The 17,587-nt window shown below is 70.7% G+C and carries 13 protein-coding genes and 2 pseudogenes; 8 read left to right on the forward strand and 7 right to left on the reverse strand.

Annotated features, from left to right (window positions below):
• Nucleotides 1-3,090: sensor histidine kinase (locus KGA66_RS19845; protein WP_211469671.1), on the reverse strand; the 3,090-nt coding region annotated here is incomplete at its 3' end.
• Nucleotides 3,091-3,657: 567 nt separating this feature from the next.
• Between KGA66_RS19845 and KGA66_RS19850 the strand changes: the two genes are divergently transcribed.
• The 8 genes and pseudogenes from KGA66_RS19850 to KGA66_RS32485 form a co-directional block, all read left to right on the forward strand.
• Complete coding sequence (locus KGA66_RS19850; RefSeq protein WP_211469672.1) at nt 3,658-4,698, forward strand: ABC transporter substrate-binding protein; 1,041 nt, start codon at nt 3,658-3,660, stop codon at nt 4,696-4,698.
• A 130-nt stretch (nt 4,699-4,828) separates the two neighbouring features.
• Nucleotides 4,829-5,011 (forward strand): annotated as a pseudogene (locus KGA66_RS32170) (FAD-dependent thymidylate synthase); the annotation flags it as partial.
• Between the two features lie 795 nt (nt 5,012-5,806).
• A complete protein-coding gene (gene thyX / locus KGA66_RS32175; protein ID WP_369015917.1) occupies nt 5,807-6,514 on the forward strand; it encodes an FAD-dependent thymidylate synthase in 708 nt (235 codons plus the stop codon).
• 49 nt (nt 6,515-6,563) lie between these two features.
• Entirely contained in the window at nt 6,564-6,749 is a 186-nt protein-coding gene (locus KGA66_RS19860) for a hypothetical protein (RefSeq protein ID WP_211469673.1), read from the forward strand.
• Between the two features lie 9 nt (nt 6,750-6,758).
• Nucleotides 6,759-7,661 (forward strand): 4-hydroxy-tetrahydrodipicolinate synthase, encoded by a 903-nt coding sequence (gene dapA, locus KGA66_RS19865; protein ID WP_211469674.1) that lies wholly within the window; start codon nt 6,759-6,761, stop codon nt 7,659-7,661.
• A 105-nt stretch (nt 7,662-7,766) separates the two neighbouring features.
• Nucleotides 7,767-9,452, forward strand: a complete 1,686-nt coding sequence (locus tag KGA66_RS19870) for a ribonuclease J (protein WP_211469675.1) — start codon at nt 7,767-7,769, stop codon at nt 9,450-9,452.
• 171 nt (nt 9,453-9,623) lie between these two features.
• On the forward strand, nt 9,624-10,160 hold the full coding sequence (locus KGA66_RS32180; protein WP_369015915.1) for a putative immunity protein: 537 nt from the start codon (nt 9,624-9,626) through the stop codon (nt 10,158-10,160).
• A 70-nt stretch (nt 10,161-10,230) separates the two neighbouring features.
• Nucleotides 10,231-10,413, forward strand: a pseudogene (locus KGA66_RS32485) (IS5/IS1182 family transposase); the annotation flags it as partial.
• Between the two features lie 79 nt (nt 10,414-10,492).
• On the opposite strand, the gene KGA66_RS19880 reads toward KGA66_RS32485, so the two are convergent.
• The 6 genes from KGA66_RS19880 to eccD form a co-directional block, all read right to left on the reverse strand.
• The gene (locus tag KGA66_RS19880; protein WP_211469677.1) at nt 10,493-10,636 is read right to left on the reverse strand and encodes a hypothetical protein; all 144 of its coding nucleotides are present in this window, start codon (nt 10,634-10,636) and stop codon (nt 10,493-10,495) included.
• 42 nt (nt 10,637-10,678) lie between these two features.
• The gene (gene dapB, locus KGA66_RS19885) at nt 10,679-11,428 is read right to left on the reverse strand and encodes a 4-hydroxy-tetrahydrodipicolinate reductase (RefSeq protein WP_312886997.1); all 750 of its coding nucleotides are present in this window, start codon (nt 11,426-11,428) and stop codon (nt 10,679-10,681) included.
• Nucleotides 11,429-11,517: 89 nt separating this feature from the next.
• Nucleotides 11,518-12,924 carry a M16 family metallopeptidase gene (locus KGA66_RS19890; RefSeq protein WP_312886998.1) on the reverse strand — a complete coding sequence of 469 codons (1,407 nt, stop codon included), beginning with the start codon at nt 12,922-12,924 and terminating at the stop codon, nt 11,518-11,520.
• A 22-nt stretch (nt 12,925-12,946) separates the two neighbouring features.
• Complete coding sequence (locus KGA66_RS19895; RefSeq protein WP_211469679.1) at nt 12,947-15,226, reverse strand: polyribonucleotide nucleotidyltransferase; 2,280 nt, start codon at nt 15,224-15,226, stop codon at nt 12,947-12,949.
• Nucleotides 15,227-15,599: 373 nt separating this feature from the next.
• On the reverse strand, nt 15,600-15,869 hold the full coding sequence (rpsO, locus tag KGA66_RS19900) for a 30S ribosomal protein S15 (RefSeq protein ID WP_211469680.1): 270 nt from the start codon (nt 15,867-15,869) through the stop codon (nt 15,600-15,602).
• Nucleotides 15,870-16,018: 149 nt separating this feature from the next.
• Nucleotides 16,019-17,506 carry a type VII secretion integral membrane protein EccD gene (eccD, locus tag KGA66_RS19905; RefSeq protein WP_312886999.1) on the reverse strand — a complete coding sequence of 496 codons (1,488 nt, stop codon included), beginning with the start codon at nt 17,504-17,506 and terminating at the stop codon, nt 16,019-16,021.
• Between the last annotated feature and the right edge of the window lie 81 nt (nt 17,507-17,587).

The raw sequence follows: 17,587 nt of genomic DNA on the forward strand, positions 1-17,587 counted from the left end.
CGGCGCGCTCTGTGCTTGCGCGGCCTCGGAGGGCGCCGGGAAGGCCGGGCCGGGGAAGGCCGGCTCCTGCGGCGCGCGCGGGAATCCGGCGCCGGGAGCCTGACCCGCCGGGTCCTGGACGCGCGGTATCCGGCCGGTGGCCGTGGCGTCCTGGCGGTCGTGGGCCGGTCCGGGGAACTGCGGCGCGCTGTCCGGGCTCGGTACCCGCGGGAACTGCCCGGTCGAGGACGGGTCCTTCACCCGCGGCAGCTGCCCGGTGGACGCGGGGTCCTGGATCCGCGGGAACTGCCCGGTCGAGGCGGAATCCTGGCCGCGGGCGCCGCCGGGACGGCCTGCGCCCGGCTCCTGCTGGGGCTGCTCGGACCCGGCGTCGTGGCCGCCGCCGAAGGGCTGGAACCGCGACGGGGCGTCCGGGCCGGCCGCGGGCCGGCCGGGGCCGACCGGCGGGAACATGGTCGTGGCGTCCGGGTCGAGCAGCGCGTCGAGGCCGGAGGCCAGGTCGGGCCGGTCCTCGAACGGGGTGCGCGCGCCGGGGATGCTCGGGCTCGAGCCGCCCGGGGCGCCGCCGCGACCCTGGCCCTGCCCTTCGCCGTCGCGGGTCTCGCTGCGGCGCGGCAACGAGCCGGGGCCGCTGGGCGAGGCCAACGGGGCACCGCCGAACGGCGGCAGGTCGGACGCGAACTGGTCGCCGTTGGACAGCCCCGACGGCGAGCCGGCGCCGACCGGCCCGGAGGCCGAAGTACCCAGACCGGACGGCGCCGCGCCGCGGTACGGCGGCGCTCCGGCGCCCTCGGCCGGGAACGCGGCGATGTCGCCGGGGCCGCCCTGGTCGGGGAAGCCCGCCTGGCCGCCGCGGCGCGGCAGGGCGCCGAGGGAACGGGCGCCGGTGGCCGACAGCTCGGGCGTGGGCGCCTGCGCCGCGCCGTCCGCGCCGGCCAGCAGGGTGCTGGGCACGAGCACCAGGGCGGTGATGCCACCGCCGGCCGAGCGGCGCAGCCGCACCTGGATGCCGTGCCGGGTGGCCAGCCGGCCGACCACGTACAGGCCCATGCGGCGGGAGATGGCGACGTCGATGACCGGCGGGTTGGCCAGCCGCTCGTTGGCGTCGTCGAGTTCCTCGGGCGTCATGCCGATGCCGGCGTCCTCGATCTCCAGCATCACCCCGCCGGTGTTGAGCATGTTCGCGGTGACCGAGACCTTGGTCTCCGGCGCGGAGAACGAGGTGGCGTTCTCCAGCAGCTCGGCGACCAGGTGAACCAGGTCGTTGACGACGCGGCCGAGCACGTTGACGTCCGGCAGGTCGCGCAGCGCGACGCGCTCGTACTGCTCCACCTCGGAGGCACCGGCACGCATCACGTCGAGCAGGCGCACCGCCTGGCTCCACTTGCGGCCCGGCTCCTCGCCCGCGAGGACCAGCAGGTTCTCCCCGTTGCGGCGCATACGGGTGGCCAGGTGGTCCAGTTTGAAGAGGTTCGCCAGCTGGTCCGGGTCCTGCTCGCTGTTCTCCAGTTCGTCGATCAGCCGCAGCTGGCGCTGGACCAGCGACTGCGAGCGGCGGGAGAGGTTGACGAACATCGAGTTGACGTTCGACCGCAGCAGCGCCTGCTCGGCGGCCAGCCGGACCGCCTGCTGGTGGACCTGGTCGAAGGCTCGGGCGACCTGGCCGATCTCGTCGTCGGAGTTGATCGGGATGGGCTCGACCGCGGCCTCGGCGTCGAAGTTGTCCGCGTCACGCAGCCGGCGCACCACCTCGGGCAGGCGGTTCGTGGCGATGTCCAGGGCGCCGGTCCGCAGCGCTTGCAGCGGGCCGACCAGCGAGCGGGCGACGATGGCGATACCGAGGAAGGACACCAGCAGCGCGATCAGGATCATCGCCGCGTTCTTGTACAGGTCGGAACGCGCATTGCTCAGCAGTGTCTGCGAGTCGGTGACCAGCTGCTGGATGGTGGTGCCCTGTACCGTGCGCAGGTCTCCGATGGTGGCGGGCAGCGCCTCGTCGACGACCGCCGCGCCGAGCTGCGAACTGCTCGCCCGCCAGGTCGCGTTGCCCTGCAGGATCGCCAGCACCCGGTTGACCGCGGCCTGCGCGTTGGTGATGTCCGGTCCGGAGACGGTGGCCTGGAAGGACTGGATCAGCGACGGCGCGGCCATGTTCAGGAACGCGGCCTGGGCGGAGCTCTGCGCGGCGATCGCCTGGTTCAGGTTGGTCGCCTGGATCCTGGCCTCGACCGGGTTCTCGTTCGGTCCGTTGCCGCCGATCTGCCCGTTGGCGATGACCTCGTTGGTGTACACCTGGGAGATCGCCTGCGCCTCGACCAGGTTGTCGATCGCGCCGAGGGCGGAGTTGTCCTGGGAGACCAGCGCGTCGGAGGTACCGGCCGAGGTCTGGCCGATCACGGCGAGCACGTCGTCGATGATGCTGGTGTACGCGTGGAAGATCAGGCTGGACTGCACCGGGCTGCCGGTGGCCACCTTGCGGATCTCGCCCAGGTCGGTGACCCGGCCGAAGGCCTCGGTCGCGGCCGTGCGCAGGTCCCCGGAGAAGGAGCCGCCGCTGATGACCTGGTTGGCCACCGTGCTGACCTGGGTGATCGCGCTGGTGGCGGCCTGCTGGGCGTCGGTGTACGCGCTGACGTAGGACTCGAGCAGCGGCCTGAGGTTCAGGTTCTGCTGATCGGCCTGGTTCTGCGCGGCGCGGGCGTCCGCCGCCGCCATGGTGCACGGCTGGATCACCGAAAGGCACACCGAGGCGGCCAGCCGCTCCTGCTGGAGGGCGAGCAGCACCTGCTCGACGGCGCTGGTGGTCTGCGCCTCGAAGTGAGCGTTGCTGAAGTGCGTCTCGTCCTGGTACAGCGTGTTGATTCGCGCGGCGGCCAGACCGACGGCGGCCAGCAGCGGCAGCAGCACCAACAGAGTCAGCCGGTTACGCACCCGCCAGCTTCGCAGCGAGAGGATGCCGGGCCGGGCGGCCTGCGCCGGGGCGGATTCGGCGCTCTGGGACGGACGGCGGCGCTCCGGCGCACCCGGCCGGCCCGCGCGCGGGCCCGGTTGGGCAGGCTCGCGGCGCGGGGTCACGGGACGTGTCTGCACTTGCCCTCACCAAGTTCGTGACCGCACCAAGTACTGCGCGCGTCGTGTCAGTTGTAACACTGCGGCCGGCTTGCCGGCCGCGTTCGGCGGGATTGCTCGGCGGTCGTCGCGACTCGACCGCGGCGGGCCTCACCCGGCGGTTCGTTCAGGAAACGCATTCCAGCACAGCACCGGCACTGAGGCCAAGACGGGGCCGGGATAAATCGCAACGCCCTATGCGACAATACACGACATAACACAATGAATCGGACACGATTCCCGAGATTTTCTGTCCGCGCACTGGCGTTTCCCGCCGACGCGCTGCCAAACTTGCCGACCGCGCCACAGATAATCGCTTGAGCAGGCAGAACGCGATCTTCTACGTTTCGTGGCCGGTCGAGCGCGAAGCGTAGCGAACCAGTCAATCAGAACGCCAATCGGTCGCGCGGCGAAAATACTGTGTCGTAGCCCTTACTTACGCCCACTCATGAAGGCAACGTCCCACCCGGATTTCCACGCCCGCTATTAGACCGGGTATCGAGTGGATTAGCATGGCGGCGCCGACGCCTGAACGTTCGAGAGGTAGCCATGTTCCAGCCGAGCCAGCCAGCCCGCCGGTCGCGCCCCCGCTCGGGGATCGTGGTCGGCCTGGCCGCCGCGCTGCTCGCCGCCACGGCGACCGCGTGCGGCGGCAGCTCGAACGGGCTCGGCAGCCCGGACCAGTCGAATCTGCGGGTCGGCCTGATCGACTCGCTGGGCGCGGTCCCGTTCGAGATAGGCAACGCCGGCGACACCCACGCGTTCACGGACGCGGGCCTGAGCATCACGGTGCAGAAGTTCACGAGCCAGACCGACGAACTGGCCGCGCTCTCCTCAGGCAAGATCGACATCGCGTACGGCGAGTACGCCCAGTTCCTCAACTCCACCTCGACGCTGGCGACCAGCGACAACATCCGCGTGGTCAGCGAGGCTTACGACGCGGCCCCCGGCACCATCGCGCTGCTGACCCGCAGGGGCTACGTGCTGCCGGAGTGGGGACCGGGCGCCGGTGCGGCGTTCAACTGCAACGGTTCGATCTCGATCGTGGTGCCGAGCAACAAGAGCACCGAGTATCTGGCGCTCTCCGCGTGGCTCTCGTCCCTCGGTTCGCCGCTGCCGGGCAACTGCCCGGCGATCCAGCAGAACGCGAACCCGGCCCAGGCGATCGGCGCGGTGGCCTCCGGCCAGGCGACCGCGACCGTCCTGCAGGAGCCGTACGTGACGGCGGCCCAGGTCAACCCGGGCCTGCAGATGAGCCAGGATCTGGCGACCGGCAACGCCTCGGCGATGCCCGTCGACGGCTACTTCGCCACCAAGGCTTTCACCAGGCAGTACCCGCACACGACCGCGATCTTCGCGGCCGTGATGGCCAAACTGCAGGCGTCCGGCGGCCAGCGGGTCGTGGTGGAGACGGCCCTGCGCGACTCGCACGCCGTCGACACGCGCGTGATCGCGTCGATGGAACTGGGCACCTACCCGTCGGTGGTGCTCCAGGCCAAGCTCGACATCGTGCTGCGTCTGATGAGCGACGCCGGCACGGCCAACGGCATCCTGGACAGCGCGAAGCTGACCAACCTGTCCGGCACCTGACGGGAGGCGGGGCGCGGCCCTGCCTGTCCGGCCCTGTCGGCCGTCACGGCTAGGCTGTGCGGCAGCCGGTCAGGACGAGAGCACAGCAGGGAGCAAGGCCGTGAGCGACCCGCAGGACAGGCCCGCAGGCATGGCGGAGTTGCGCTTCCGCTCAGACGTGACGGTGGAGCCGGTCAAGCGTTCCGCCGCCGACGGCGACGTCCTGTTCGCCGCCCGCGTCTCCACCGCGGGCGAGCAGTCCCTCGACCAGGTCGGCGCGGACGCCGAACGCAGCGCCGGGCTGATCAACTATCTGATGCGCGACCGGCACGGCTGCTACGACGAACGGACCGAGGTCTTGACCAGGTCCGGCTGGAAGTCCTGGCCCGACGTGGACGGCACGGAGCAGTTCCTCACCCGCGCCGCCGACGGCCGACTGGAATACCAGCGGGCCGCGCGGTTGATCGCGAAGCCGTACAGCGGTCCGATGGTGCGGGTACGCGCTGAGCACGTCGATCTCCTGGTGACGCCGGACCACAGGATGCTGGCCGAGCGCAGCCGGTCGCACCGAGAAGGCTACGAACTGGTCGCGGCCGCCGATCTCCTCGACGCTGCGCACCGGATGATGATCGGTGGCGGGGTCTGGAAGTCCGAGGAGGCGCCGGCCGCGCCGGGATTCGCGGCGCTGCTCGGTTTCTTCATCGCGGCCGGCCGGCTGGGCGCGGCCGCGGTGCCCGAGTTCCGGCTGCGATCGGACCGCAAGATCGATTATCTGCGTGAACACGCGCGCCTCGCGGGTTTCGAGCTGCACGCCCAGCGCGGCGACCGCTACGCGCTGCACGCGGACGAGGAATTCCTCCGGCTGGCCAAGCAGTGCCGCGCGCAGGACGGAGCCGGGTGCGTCCCCGGCGAAGCGCTTGAATGGCGCGCGGATGACCTGCGCGACCTGCTGGACGGACTGCTCAGTGCGATCGGCTCGACCAGCGACGGCGCAAGGGCCGGCTTCTCGACGACCAGTCGCGTGCTCGGGGGCCAGATCCAGGAGCTGTGCGTGAAGATCGGCCTCGCCGCGATCGTGCGCGAACAGCGCTTCCGCGGCGACGCTGAGCGTTCGGGCGACCGGCCCTGCGTGCAGGTGACGATCTATCCCGAAACCGAGCTGGAACCCGAGATCGGCCGGGTCGGCGGGGACCACGCCGAGCAGGTGGCGTTGGAGCAGTACTCGGGCACGATCCACTGTGTGACCGTTCCCAACGGGACGCTCTACGTGCGCCGTGACGGCAAGCCGTCGTGGTGCGGGAACAGCCCCTTCGAGCACAACTCGTTCACGTTCTTCGTCTCGGCGCCGATCTTCGTGTTCCGGGAGTTCCACCGCCACCGGACGTTCAGCTTCAACGAGGAGAGCGGAAGGTACCGGCGGCTGGAACCGGTGTTCTACGTGCCCGGGCCGGAGCGTAGCCTGGTGCAGGAGGGCAAGCCCGGGCGGTACGTCTTCACCGAGGGCACGGCCGAGCAGCACAAGCTGGTGGAAGAGGCGACGCGCGCCGTGTGCTCGACCGCGTACCGTGCCTATCTGGAGATGCTGGAGGCGGGGATCGCGCGCGAGGTCGCGCGCGGAGTGCTGCCGGTCTCGATCTACTCCTCGATGTACGCGACCTGTAACGCCAGGGCTCTGATGCACTTCCTGTCACTGCGCACGAAGCGTGAGGACTCGGCGTTTCCGTCCTTCCCGCAGCGGGAGATCGAGATGGTCGCGGAGAAGATGGAGGCCGTTTTCGCGGAGGCGATGCCGCTGACGTACGCGGCGTTCAACCGCAACGGACGCGTCGCGCCCTGACGGACAGCTTGCCCACCTTGATCCAATTCTGCGTATAACACCCAATCGGATGAACGTGCCCCCATTGCCCGTATCCCCGCGCGGCCGACTGCCGATAGGCATAGCGGATCCCGTCGTCTCCTGGACCCCCGAGCAGGCGGCGACGGGATCCTTCCAGCCTGCTCCGGTCCACTTCGCGGCGAGTTATCCACAGGTCGCCGCATCGGACCTGACGGGCCTGCTCGTGGCCCGGTAGCTTTATCCCATGGCTTCTCCCGATTCCTCGCCCGCTACGCCGTTCGGCCGGATCGTGACCGCGATGGTCACCCCGTTCGCCGCCGACGGTGCGCTCGACCTGGACGGCGCCACAGCGCTGGCCGCGTACCTGATCGACGCCGGAAACGACGGCCTGGTACTCAACGGCACCACCGGCGAGGCGCCCACCACGACCGATGCCGAGAAGGTGGCGCTGATACGCGCCGTGCGCGACGCCGTCGGGGAGCGTGCGCACATCATCGCCGGAGTGGGCACCAACGACACGCGGCACAGCGTCGAGCAGGCGAAGAGCGCGCAGAAGGCCGGGGCGCACGGTCTGCTGGCCGTCACGCCCTACTATTCGCGCCCGCCGCGCGAGGGCGTCTACCGGCACTTCACCGCGATAGCCGACGCCACCGATCTGCCGGTCATGCTGTACGACATCCCGGTGCGCACCGGGACACCGATCGAGACCGAGACCCTGGTCCGCCTCGCCGAGCACGACCGGATCGTCGCGGTCAAGGACGCCAAGGGAGACCTGGGCGCGTCCAGTTGGGTGCTGGCACGCACGGACCTGGCCTACTACTGCGGCGACGACATGCTGAACCTGCCGCTGCTGTCGATCGGCGCCGTCGGCGCCGTGTCCGTGGCGAGCCATCTGGTCACCGCCGACATCCGGGCGATGTTCGACGCGTACGGCGCCGGCGAGACCGGCAAGGCGCGGGACATCCACCGCTCGCTGCTGCCCGTGTACACCGGGCTGTTCCGCACGCAGGGCGTGATCACCACCAAGGCCGCGCTGAACCGCCTCGGCCGCCCCGCCGGCCCGGTGCGCCTGCCGCTGGTCGAACTGACGGCGCAGCAGCTGGAGGTGCTGCGCCAGGACCTGGCCGCCGCGGGTGTCCAGATCTGACCGACCCGAGACGACCCCGCACCATGACGAACCGAGCAAGACCGCACGCGCGGGCCATCCGTCCCGCGCGCAGCACGACGCGAACGAAGGAACTGGAGCCGCCTGATGAGCCACCCGCACCCTGAACTGGGGCTACCGCCGGAGCTGCCGGAAGGCGCGCTGCGCGTCACCCCGCTCGGCGGGCTCGGCGAGATCGGCCGGAACATGACGGTGTACGAATACGCGGGCAAGCTCCTGATCGTGGACTGCGGCGTGCTGTTCCCGGAGCCCGAGCAGCCTGGCGTGGACCTGATCCTGCCGGACTTCACCTCGATCCGGGACCGCTACCAGGACGTCGTGGCGGTGATCCTCACCCATGGACACGAGGACCACATCGGCGCCGTGCCGTACCTGCTCAAGGAGCGGCCGGACATCCCGCTGGTCGGCTCGCAGCTGACCCTGGCGCTGATCGAGGCGAAGCTGGCCGAGCACCGCATCCGGCCGTACACGCTGGAGGTCAAGGAGGGACAGACCGAGCGGATCGGGCCGTTCGACTGCTCGTTCCTCGCGGTCAACCACTCGATCCCGGACGCCCTTGCCGTGGTCGTGGAGACGAACGCGGGCGTCGTCCTGCACACCGGCGATTTCAAGATGGACCAGTTGCCGCTCGACGGCCGGCTGACCGACCTGGCCGGCATCGCCAAGCTCGGCGAGCGCGGCATCGACCTGGTGCTGTGCGACTCCACCAACGCCGAGGTACCCGGCTTCGTGCCGAGCGAACGGGAGATCACCCCCGCGCTGGAACGGGCGTTCGCGCAGGCCACGCGGCGGGTCATCGTGGCCTCCTTCGCCAGCCACGTGCACCGCATTCAGCAGGTGCTGGACATCGCGGTCAAGAACCGCCGCAAGGTGGCGTTCATCGGCCGCTCGATGGTCCGCAACATGGGCGTGGCGCGCGACCTGGGCTACCTGAAGGTGCCGGACGGACTGGTCGTGGACGCGCGCGCGCTGGACGACTACGCGCCCGAGCAGGTCGTGCTCATCTGCACCGGGTCCCAGGGCGAGCCGATGGCGGCGCTCTCGCGGATGGCGAACCGGGACCACCAGATCCGCATCGTCGAGAACGACACGGTGATCCTCGCCTCCTCGCTGATCCCGGGCAACGAGACCGCGGTCTACCGGGTCATCAATGGCCTGACGCGCTGGGGTGCGAAGGTGGTGCACAAGGGCAACGCGAAGGTGCACGTCTCCGGGCACGCCTCGGCCGGCGAGCTGCTGTATTTCTACAACCTGGCCAGGCCGCGCAATGTCATGCCGGTGCACGGCGAGTGGCGGCACCTGCGGGCGAACGGCGACCTGGCGACGCTCACCGGCGTCCCGGCGGACCGCGTCGTGATCGCCGAGGACGGGGTGACCGTGGACCTCGTCGAAGGCGTCGCGCAGATCACCGGCAAGGTCCCGTGCGGATACGTGTACGTGGACGGCCTGTCGGTCGGCGACGTGACCGAGGCAAGCCTCAAGGACCGCCGGATCCTGGGCGACGAGGGATTCATCTCGGTGTTCCTGGTCGTCGACGCGGACACCGGCAAGGTCTCCGGCGGCCCCGAGGTGCAGTCCCGCGGCGCCGGCATCGACGACACCGCCCTGGCCGCGGTCACCCCGCTGATCGAGGAGGCGCTCGCCCAGGCTGCCGCGGACGGGGTGGGCGACGCCTACCAGCTCCAGCAACTGGTGCGCCGCACGGTCGGCAAGTGGGTCTCGGACACCTTCCGCCGCCGCCCGATGATCATCCCCGTGGTCGTCGAGGTCTGACGCGCGCTAGCGCGCCAGACCCGCGGCCCCGGCGCCACTACTCAGACACTGCCTAGGAGCGTGGGTCAGTAACGTTCAATCCTGCCGCTGGTTGATGACCTTTCGCATGGAAGAAGCCTGGTACGTCTGGTCGGCGACGAAGCCGTTGTCCGGTGCGCGAGGATGGCGCACATGGCGAACGAAACCGCTGAGATCGTTCTGAGCAAGCAGGACCTTCGCGAGGTCGCCGGCTACGCTGCCGCCTGTGCCCAGGAGGTCCTGGAGATCTTCGAAGGCGCGTACCCGTCCGACTCGCGGCCTCGCGACGCGCTCGATGCCGCATTGACGTTCGCACGCGGCGGCGAACGCGGGAAGGCGCTGCGCGACACCGGGTGGGCGGCGCACAAAGCGGCCCGGGAAGCGGACAGTGAGGCCGCCGCGGATGCGGCGCGAGCAGCGATGAGCGCGGCAGCCGCCGCGTACCTTCACCCGCTGGCCAACGCTCGCCAGGTGAAGCACATCCTCGGGGCAGCAGCCCACGCCGCGAGAGCGGCCGAGCTCGTGGCCGGCGGTGATCGGGAGGTCGGCGCTGCTCGTATCGAGCAGGCTCGCCGGCGCGCGTCTTCGGCCGTCGTTGATGTGCTGCGCCGCTACCCCGCAGCACCACCTGGAGGAGGGCGCGTCGGGGAGTTGCTTCGCGAGTTGGACGCGGCTCTGCGCGACACTTGAAGGCCAGTCACAGCAGAACGGTGACCTGAGAGCGTAGGAGGAAGCCGCTGCGGCCGCGCTGCTGGCCGACGCCGAGGACAACGAGGCACGCCGCCAGGCCGGATCCGGCGACGACGATCCCGAGGCGGTGGCCGCCGCCGGAGACCGCGCCGCCGATACCGCGCGGCCGAAGGACAAGGCGCAGGCCAACTTCACCGATCCGGCTTCTCGGATCATGAAGAACGGCGACGGCGCCTGCATCCAGGCCGACAACACAGCGCCATCCAGAACCGCGACCGGCCCTCGACCGGTCAACCGCCATCCGGCAGCTTGCCCGTTACCGACCCACGCTCCTAGTGTCGCGCGCCGAGCAGACCCGCGGACGCGCCACCGCCGGTGAAGCCGCTGTGCAGGGCGAGCGCGCCCTCCCAGCCGCACAGGCCGAGGAAGAAGACCAGGACCGCGCTCAGCACGAAGGCGGCGGTGCGGGCGCCCACGCTGCCACTCCCGGCGGGTTGTCGGGGCTCGCGATCATGCCGTCATTCGTGCTCGTCGAGGTAGTGCTCAAGCCCTACGGTCAAGCCGGGATGCTGCGCCACCCTGCGCACGCCCAGAACCACGCCGGGCATGAACGACACCCGGTCGAGCGAATCGTGCCGGATGGTCAGCGTCTCCCCCGGCGCACCGAGCAGCACTTCCTGATGGGCGACCAGGCCGCACAGGCGCACCGAGTGAACGGGCACGCCCTGCACGGTGCCGCCGCGGTGGTGGTCGGCGTCGTGCGCGGTGGCGTCCGGGAACGCGGCGCTGCCGGCCCTGGCACGGGCCTCGGCGACCAGTTCGGCGGTGCGCTGCGCGGTACCGCTGGGCGCGTCCGCCTTGTCCGGGTGATGCAGCTCGATGATCTCCACCGATTCGAACAGCGGCGCGGCCTGAGCGGCGAACTTCATCATCAGCACCGCGCCCAGGGAGAAGTTCGGCGCGACCAGCACACCAGTGGAGGGATGCTCGGCCAGCCAGCCCTGCACGCGCGCCACCCGGTCCGGGGTGAAGCCGCTGGTGCCGACGACCGCGTGGATGCCGTTGCCGACGCAGAACTCCAGGTTGGCGAGCACCACGTCCGGATTGGTGAAGTCCACGGCCACGCTCGCGCCGGCGGCCAGCGCGGCCTTCGGGTCGTCGTCCACGTCGATACGCGCGACGACCCGCATGCCGTCGGCGCGCTGGACCGCGTCGCAGACCTGACGGCCCATCCGTCCGGCGGCGCCGAACACGGCGACGTTGATCACTGGCGTATCCATCCTGGTCAGGTCGTACACGGTTCGGGCGGCGCGGCCGGACGCCGCTGCGGCCTCCAGAGCCGGACGCCGCTGGGCTTTCAGGCGGTGAAGGCGGAGGGGTCCTTGTACGGTCCGATCACGGCGAGCGCGGGATCGGCGGTGAGCAGGTCGTCCGCGACGGCCCGCACGTCGTCGAGCGTGACGCCGGAGATCAGATCCAGCACGGTGTCCACGGAAAGGTGTTCGCCGTAGACCAGCTCGCCCTTGCCGATCCGGCTCATCCGCGAGCCGGTGTCTTCGAGCCCGAGCACCATGCCGCCGCGCAGCTGCCCGATGCCGAGCGCCAGCTCCTGCTCGCTGACGCCGTGCTGTACCAGGTTGCCGATCTCGGCCCGGCACAGCGCGATGACCTCGCGCAGCTTCTTCGGCTGACAGCCCGCGTACACGCCGAACGCGCCGGCGTCGGCGTACTGCGAGGCATAGCTGTAGACCGAGTAGGCCAGTCCCCGCTTCTCGCGCACCTCCTGGAACAGGCGCGAGGACATCCCGCCGCCGAGGACCGCCGCGAGCACCCCGAGCGCCCAGCGCCGGTCGTCGGTGCGACGCACCCCGGGCATGCCGAGCACCAGGTGCGCCTGTTCGGTCTTGCGGTTGATCAGCCGGGTCGCCGCCCCCGCGGGAGCGACGGCGGCCAGTTCGCGCGCACCGAACGGAGCGAGCGCACCATCCAGCACCAGGTGCGTGTCCCCGGCGCAGCGCATGAACCCGGCGTGGACGAGCTCGACGACCCGCTCGTGTTCCAGATTGCCCGCGGCCGCCACGACCAGGTTGGGCCCGGTGTAGTGGCGGCGGTAGTGCGCCGCGATGCACTCACGCGTCAATGCCTTGACTGACTGCGCGGTGCCGGCGATCGGGCGGCCGAGCGGACTGTCTCCGAACAGCGCGAGCGCGAACTCGTCGTGCACCATGTCGCCGGGATCATCGTCGGTCATGGCGATCTCCTCAAGGATCACGCCACGCTCGGACTCCACATCCTCGGCCCTGATCAGCGCCGCCGCCACGACGTCGGTGAGGACGTCCGCGGCCAGCGGCAGGTCCGCGTCCAGGACGCGGGCGTAGTAGCAGGTGTACTCCTTCGTGGTGAAGGCGTTGATCTCCCCGCCGACCGCCTCGATCGAGGCGGAGATGTCCAGGGCCGAGCGCCGCGCGGTGCCCTTGAACAGCAGGTGCTCCAGATAGTGGCTGGCACCCGCGGACTCGGCGTCCTCGTCGCGCGAGCCGACACCGACCCACACTCCGAGGGTGACCGAGCGCACCGACGGCATCGCCTCGGTGATGACGCGGATACCGCCGGGCAGCAGGGTGCGGCGGATACCGCCGGAACCGTCCGTGCCCGGGAACAGGACCTCGGTGGCGCCGGGGAGCGCGGCGTGCTCCCCGGCGCCCGAGTAGGGCGCACCCCCGGCCGCGGGGGCCGGGGTCGGCGTCTGAGTCAGGTCGACCACCTTTATCGAAGCGGGCCGCGGATCATTCCTGGACCGGCGCGGCGTCGGCGGCCGGCTCGGCGGGCTGCTCGGCGTCCGGCAGCACCGGCACCAGGGACAGCTTGCCGCGCTGGTCGATCTCGCCGATCTCCACCTGGAGCTTGTCGCCGACCTTGACCACGTCCTCGACGTTCTCGATCCGCTTGCCGCCGGCGATCTTGCGCAGCTGCGAGATGTGCAGCAGCCCGTCCTTGCCGGGCATCAGCGAGACGAACGCGCCGAACGTGGTGGTCTTCACCACCGTGCCCAGGTAACGCTCGCCGACCTCGGGCATCGTCGGGTTGGCGATCTGGTTGATGGTCTGGCGGGCGGCCTCCGCCGACGGGCCGTCGGCCGCGCCGATGTAGATCGTGCCGTCGTCCTCGATGGTGATGTCGGCGCCGGTGTCCTCCTGGATCTGGTTGATCATCTTGCCCTTGGGGCCGATGACCTCGCCGATCTTGTCCACCGGGATCTTCACCGTGATGATCCGCGGAGCGTACTGGGACATCTCGTCGGGCTTGTCGATCGCCTCCAGCATCACGTCCAGGACGTGCAGTCGGGCGTCGCGGGCCTGCTTGAGCGCCTGGGCGAGCACGGAGGCGGGGATACCGTCAAGCTTCGTGTCCAACTGGAGGGCCGTGACGAAGTCCTTCGTCCCGGCGACCTTGAAGTCCATGTCGCCGTACGCGTCCTCGGCGCCGAGGATGTCGGTCAGCGCGACGTACTCGGTCTTGCCGTCGATCTCGGCGGACACCAGACCCATCGCGATGCCCGCGACCGGGGCCCTGAGCGGCACGCCGGCGTTCAGCAGCGACATGGTGCTGGCGCAGACCGAGCCCATCGACGTCGAACCGTTCGAGCCGAGGGCCTCGGAGACCTGGCGGATCGCGTACGGGAACTCCTCGCGGCTGGGCAGCACCGGCAGCAGCGCCCGCTCGGCCAGCGCGCCGTGCCCGATCTCGCGCCGCTTGGGCGAACCGACCCGGCCGGTCTCGCCCGTGGAGTAGGGCGGGAAGTTGTAGTTGTGCATGTAGCGCTTGCGCGTCTCCGGCGCGAGCGTGTCCAACTGCTGCTCCATACGCAGCATGTTCAGCGTGGTGATGCCCAGGATCTGGGTCTCGCCGCGCTCGAACAGCGCCGAGCCGTGCACCCGCGGGACGACCTCGACCTCGGCGGCCAGCGCGCGGATGTCGGTGACCCCGCGCCCGTCGATGCGGACGCGCTCGCGGATGATCCGCTCGCGCACCAGCTTCTTGGTCAACGCCCGGAACGCCCCGGGGATCTCCCTCTCCCGGCCCTCGAACTGGCCGGCCAGCTTCTCGATCGCGACGGCCTTGACCCGGTCCTGCTCGGCCTCGCGCTCCTGCTTGCCGGCGATGGTCAGCGCGGCGGCCAGGTCCGCGGAGACGGCCTCGGCGACCGCTTCGAAGACGTCCTGCTGGTAGTCGAGGTAGCGCGGGAACTCGGCCGCGGGCCTGGCTCCGGTCGGATGCTGCGCGGCCTGGCGGGCCAGCTCGGCCTGCGCCTGGCACAGCACCTTGATGAACGGCTTGGCCGCTTCGAGGCCCTCGGCCACGATCTCCTCGGTGGGGGCCTGCGCCCCGCCCTTGACCAGCTCGATCGTCGCGGTGGTGGCCTCGGCCTCGACCATCATGATCGCCACGTCGCCGTCCTCCAGGACGCGGCCGGCCACGACCATGTCGAAGACGGCGCCCGCCAGCTCGGAGTGGGTCGGGAAGGCGACCCACTGGGCGGCGCCGTTGTGCTCGTCGCCCTCGGCGCCGGGGATCAGCGCTACGCGCACGCCGCCGATCGGGCCGGAGAACGGCAGGCCGGCCAGCTGGGTGGAGGCGGAGGCGGCGTTGATGGCGACCACGTCGTAGAGGTGGTCCGGGTTCAGCGCCATCACGGTCGCGACGATCTGGATCTCGTTGCGCAGCCCCTTGGCGAAGGACGGGCGCAGCGGCCGGTCGATCAGCCGGCAGGTGAGGATCGCGTCCTCGGAGGGACGGCCCTCACGGCGGAAGAAGGACCCCGGGATGCGCCCGGCGGCGTACATCCGCTCCTCGACGTCCACCGTCAGCGGGAAGAAGTCGAGCTGTTCCTTCGGGTGCCTCGAATAGGTGGTGGCGGACAGCACCATGGTCTCGCCGTCCAGATAAGCCACCGCGGAACCGGCCGCCTGCCGGGCGAGACGCCCGGTCTCGAAACGCACTGTGCGGCTGCCGAATCGACCGTTGTCGATGACCGCCTCGGTGGTGAAACTGCTGGGACCCTCCACGGGTTCCCTCCTTGTCGTGTCCTGACGGAACGCGACGTCACCGAAGTGGCGACCTGATCCTGGACACCGGTCTCCGATCGAAGCCGGCGGGGAAGCGCCTCGCGCCCACTTCCGACGGCCACTACCGAAGATCGGTACCGGTCTCACCTACGGCGATGAACGCCGCGTTCCTTCACTCGTCGGTCCGGCCGTCCCGGCGCGGACCCCTGCTCACTATTTAGCTATCCAACGTCACGCTAACCCATGCGGCCCAGGGGTGGGGCGGCGAAACACCACAACGGGGGGCGCCACGGCCGCCCGCGACGCGCCGGACCGCGATACGCCAAGGAGCGGCGCCCGACCGCGTCGGGCACCGCTCCCGGCCTTCGCTGAGCTATCGGCGCAGGCCGAGCCGCTCGATCAGCGAGCGGTAACGCTCGATGTCCTTGGCGGCGAGGTACTTGAGCAGCCGGCGCCGCTTACCCACCAGCTGGTACATGCCGCGGCGGGAGTGGTGGTCGTGCTTGTGGGCCTTGAGGTGTTCGGTCAGGTCGTTGATCCGCTTGGTCAGCAGCGCGACCTGGACCTCCGGCGAACCGGTGTCGCCCTCGGCGGTACCGTACTCGGTGAGAATCTGCTTCTTGGTGGCGACGTCGAGCGCCATCGGTCTCCTTCAAGGGTGAGCACCCGGGCGCGCTCGGTCTTGCTCACAAGCGCGGACTGACCCGCCGGTGCGCACGTCGCGCGTTCGCTCGCGCGGCGTCCGGCAAGTCTATCCGACCCGCGGACCACTTTCCGCCAAGAGCGCGACGGTCAGTGATGACCGACGGACTGCACCGAGGCGTACACGTTGAGCACCCCGAGAAGCACCGGGATGACCGAGGCCAGCAGCAGCCCGTCGAGCAGGTCGATGCTGCGCGCCCAGCGCGGGGAAAGCGAGCGTTTCGGCAGCGCGAAGGCCACCGCGACCAGGATCAGGCCGGCCGCCAGCACCGCACCGAACAACCAGGTCTGCCGGGCGAACGCGGAGACGTGCATACCGACGCCGACCAGGAGCACCACGATCGTGCCGACCCCGCCCCACACCAGCGTTCCGACCTGCGCGGAGCGGCGGAAGAGCCGGGCGCGGGAGAGCGCCGCCAAGCCCAGGATGCCGGCCATGCCCTGCGCCCATGCCCCGCCGCTGCGGCCGGTGCCGGCGAAGGCGAGCACGAAGGTGCTCAGCAGCACGATCAACCCGCACGCGGCGGTCAGGCCGGTGAGCAGTTCGTGGCTGCGGCGGGCGCGCCGGTCGATCGCCGCGGTGTCCACCGGGTCGTCGTTGCCGGGCGGCAGCGCGGCCTTCTGCGCGGTGCTGCTCACCTGCGGCGCGCCGTCGACCAGTTGCGGCATCGGGAAGCGCACGGCGCGCAGCGCGAGCCCGGGCAGGAAGCCGATCGCGGCGATCGCCACGGTCCCGGCTCCGGCGGCCAGCTTCGCCGGGTCGGCCTCGGTCGCCAGGCCCACCGCCCCCGCGATGGCGCCGGCCGCGGCCGCGATGGCCGCCGCCAGGTACGGCTCGTCGTGCTCGTCCTGGAGGATCGCGCCGGTGACCGCGACGATGAGCACCGCCGAACAGCCGACGATGAAATGCGAACGGCCAAGTCCGGCGCCGGGACTGATCGGAAGCGCTCCGAGACCGGCGAGGAAGGCGTAGGGCACCGCCGCGCCGCCGAGGACCGCGCCGCCGGCGTGGTCGCCGTACACCCGGGAGCGCAGGCCGCCGAAGACGGTCAGCAGCAGGGCCATGACACCGGCGACGAACGCGGGCATGCCGTGCGGGTCGTTCGCGGTCCACAGCACCCACGCGCCCAGGGCGAGCAGTACGGCCCCTCCGGTCAGCCCGATCCGGCGGAAATGTGTCGCACCCCACATCCGGCGGTCGTCGGCCACGCTCTGCGCTATGGCGTCGACCACGTCGTCGTAGACCGGCGGCGGCAGCGTGTCGGTGGCAGGGCGCAGATAGAGCAGATCGCCGTTGCGCACGCCCTGGGCGGCGAAGGACATTCCGGTGTCCAGTTCGGAGCCGTCGAGCCGCGCGAGCACGAACCCGGCGTGCGCGCCCTCGCTCTGCCACTGGTCCGCCATCCGCAGCACGTCCGGAAGCAACTCGGCCAGCGGGACGTCCTCAGGCAGCGCGACATCGACCCGGACATTCGGTGCAACCACCGTGATACGGCAGAAGCCTGTCATTACCCCGCTGCTCACCGCGGCCCCTCCTCGAAATCCCCGCGCGCCGTTGCAGTTCGGCGCGGCAGGCATCCTACCTACTGCACGCACGCGGCCGGTAGCATCAGAGCGGAGACCAGTATTCGGGTGCCGCGATACCGCCCCGCAGCGGTC

The sequence above is a fragment of the Actinocrinis puniceicyclus genome (genome assembly GCF_018283645.1).
GTDB classification, from domain to species: domain Bacteria; phylum Actinomycetota; class Actinomycetes; order Streptomycetales; family Catenulisporaceae; genus Actinocrinis; species Actinocrinis puniceicyclus.

Bases quoted from the DNA above. Each gene is read 5' to 3' on its own strand.
- KGA66_RS19850 (WP_211469672.1), top strand. From the start codon at position 3,658: ATGTTCCAGCCGAGCCAGCCAGCCCGCCGGTCGCGCCCCCGCTCGGGG.
- KGA66_RS19860 (WP_211469673.1), top strand. From the start codon at position 6,564: ATGAACGTGCCCCCATTGCCCGTATCCCCGCGCGGCCGACTGCCGATA.
- dapA (WP_211469674.1), top strand. From the start codon at position 6,759: ATGGCTTCTCCCGATTCCTCGCCCGCTACGCCGTTCGGCCGGATCGTG.
- KGA66_RS19870 (WP_211469675.1), top strand. From the start codon at position 7,767: ATGAGCCACCCGCACCCTGAACTGGGGCTACCGCCGGAGCTGCCGGAA.
- KGA66_RS32180 (WP_369015915.1), top strand. From the start codon at position 9,624: ATGGCGAACGAAACCGCTGAGATCGTTCTGAGCAAGCAGGACCTTCGC.
- rpsO (WP_211469680.1), bottom strand. From the start codon at position 15,869: ATGGCGCTCGACGTCGCCACCAAGAAGCAGATTCTCACCGAGTACGGT.
- eccD (WP_312886999.1), bottom strand. From the start codon at position 17,506: ATGCCTGCCGCGCCGAACTGCAACGGCGCGCGGGGATTTCGAGGAGGG.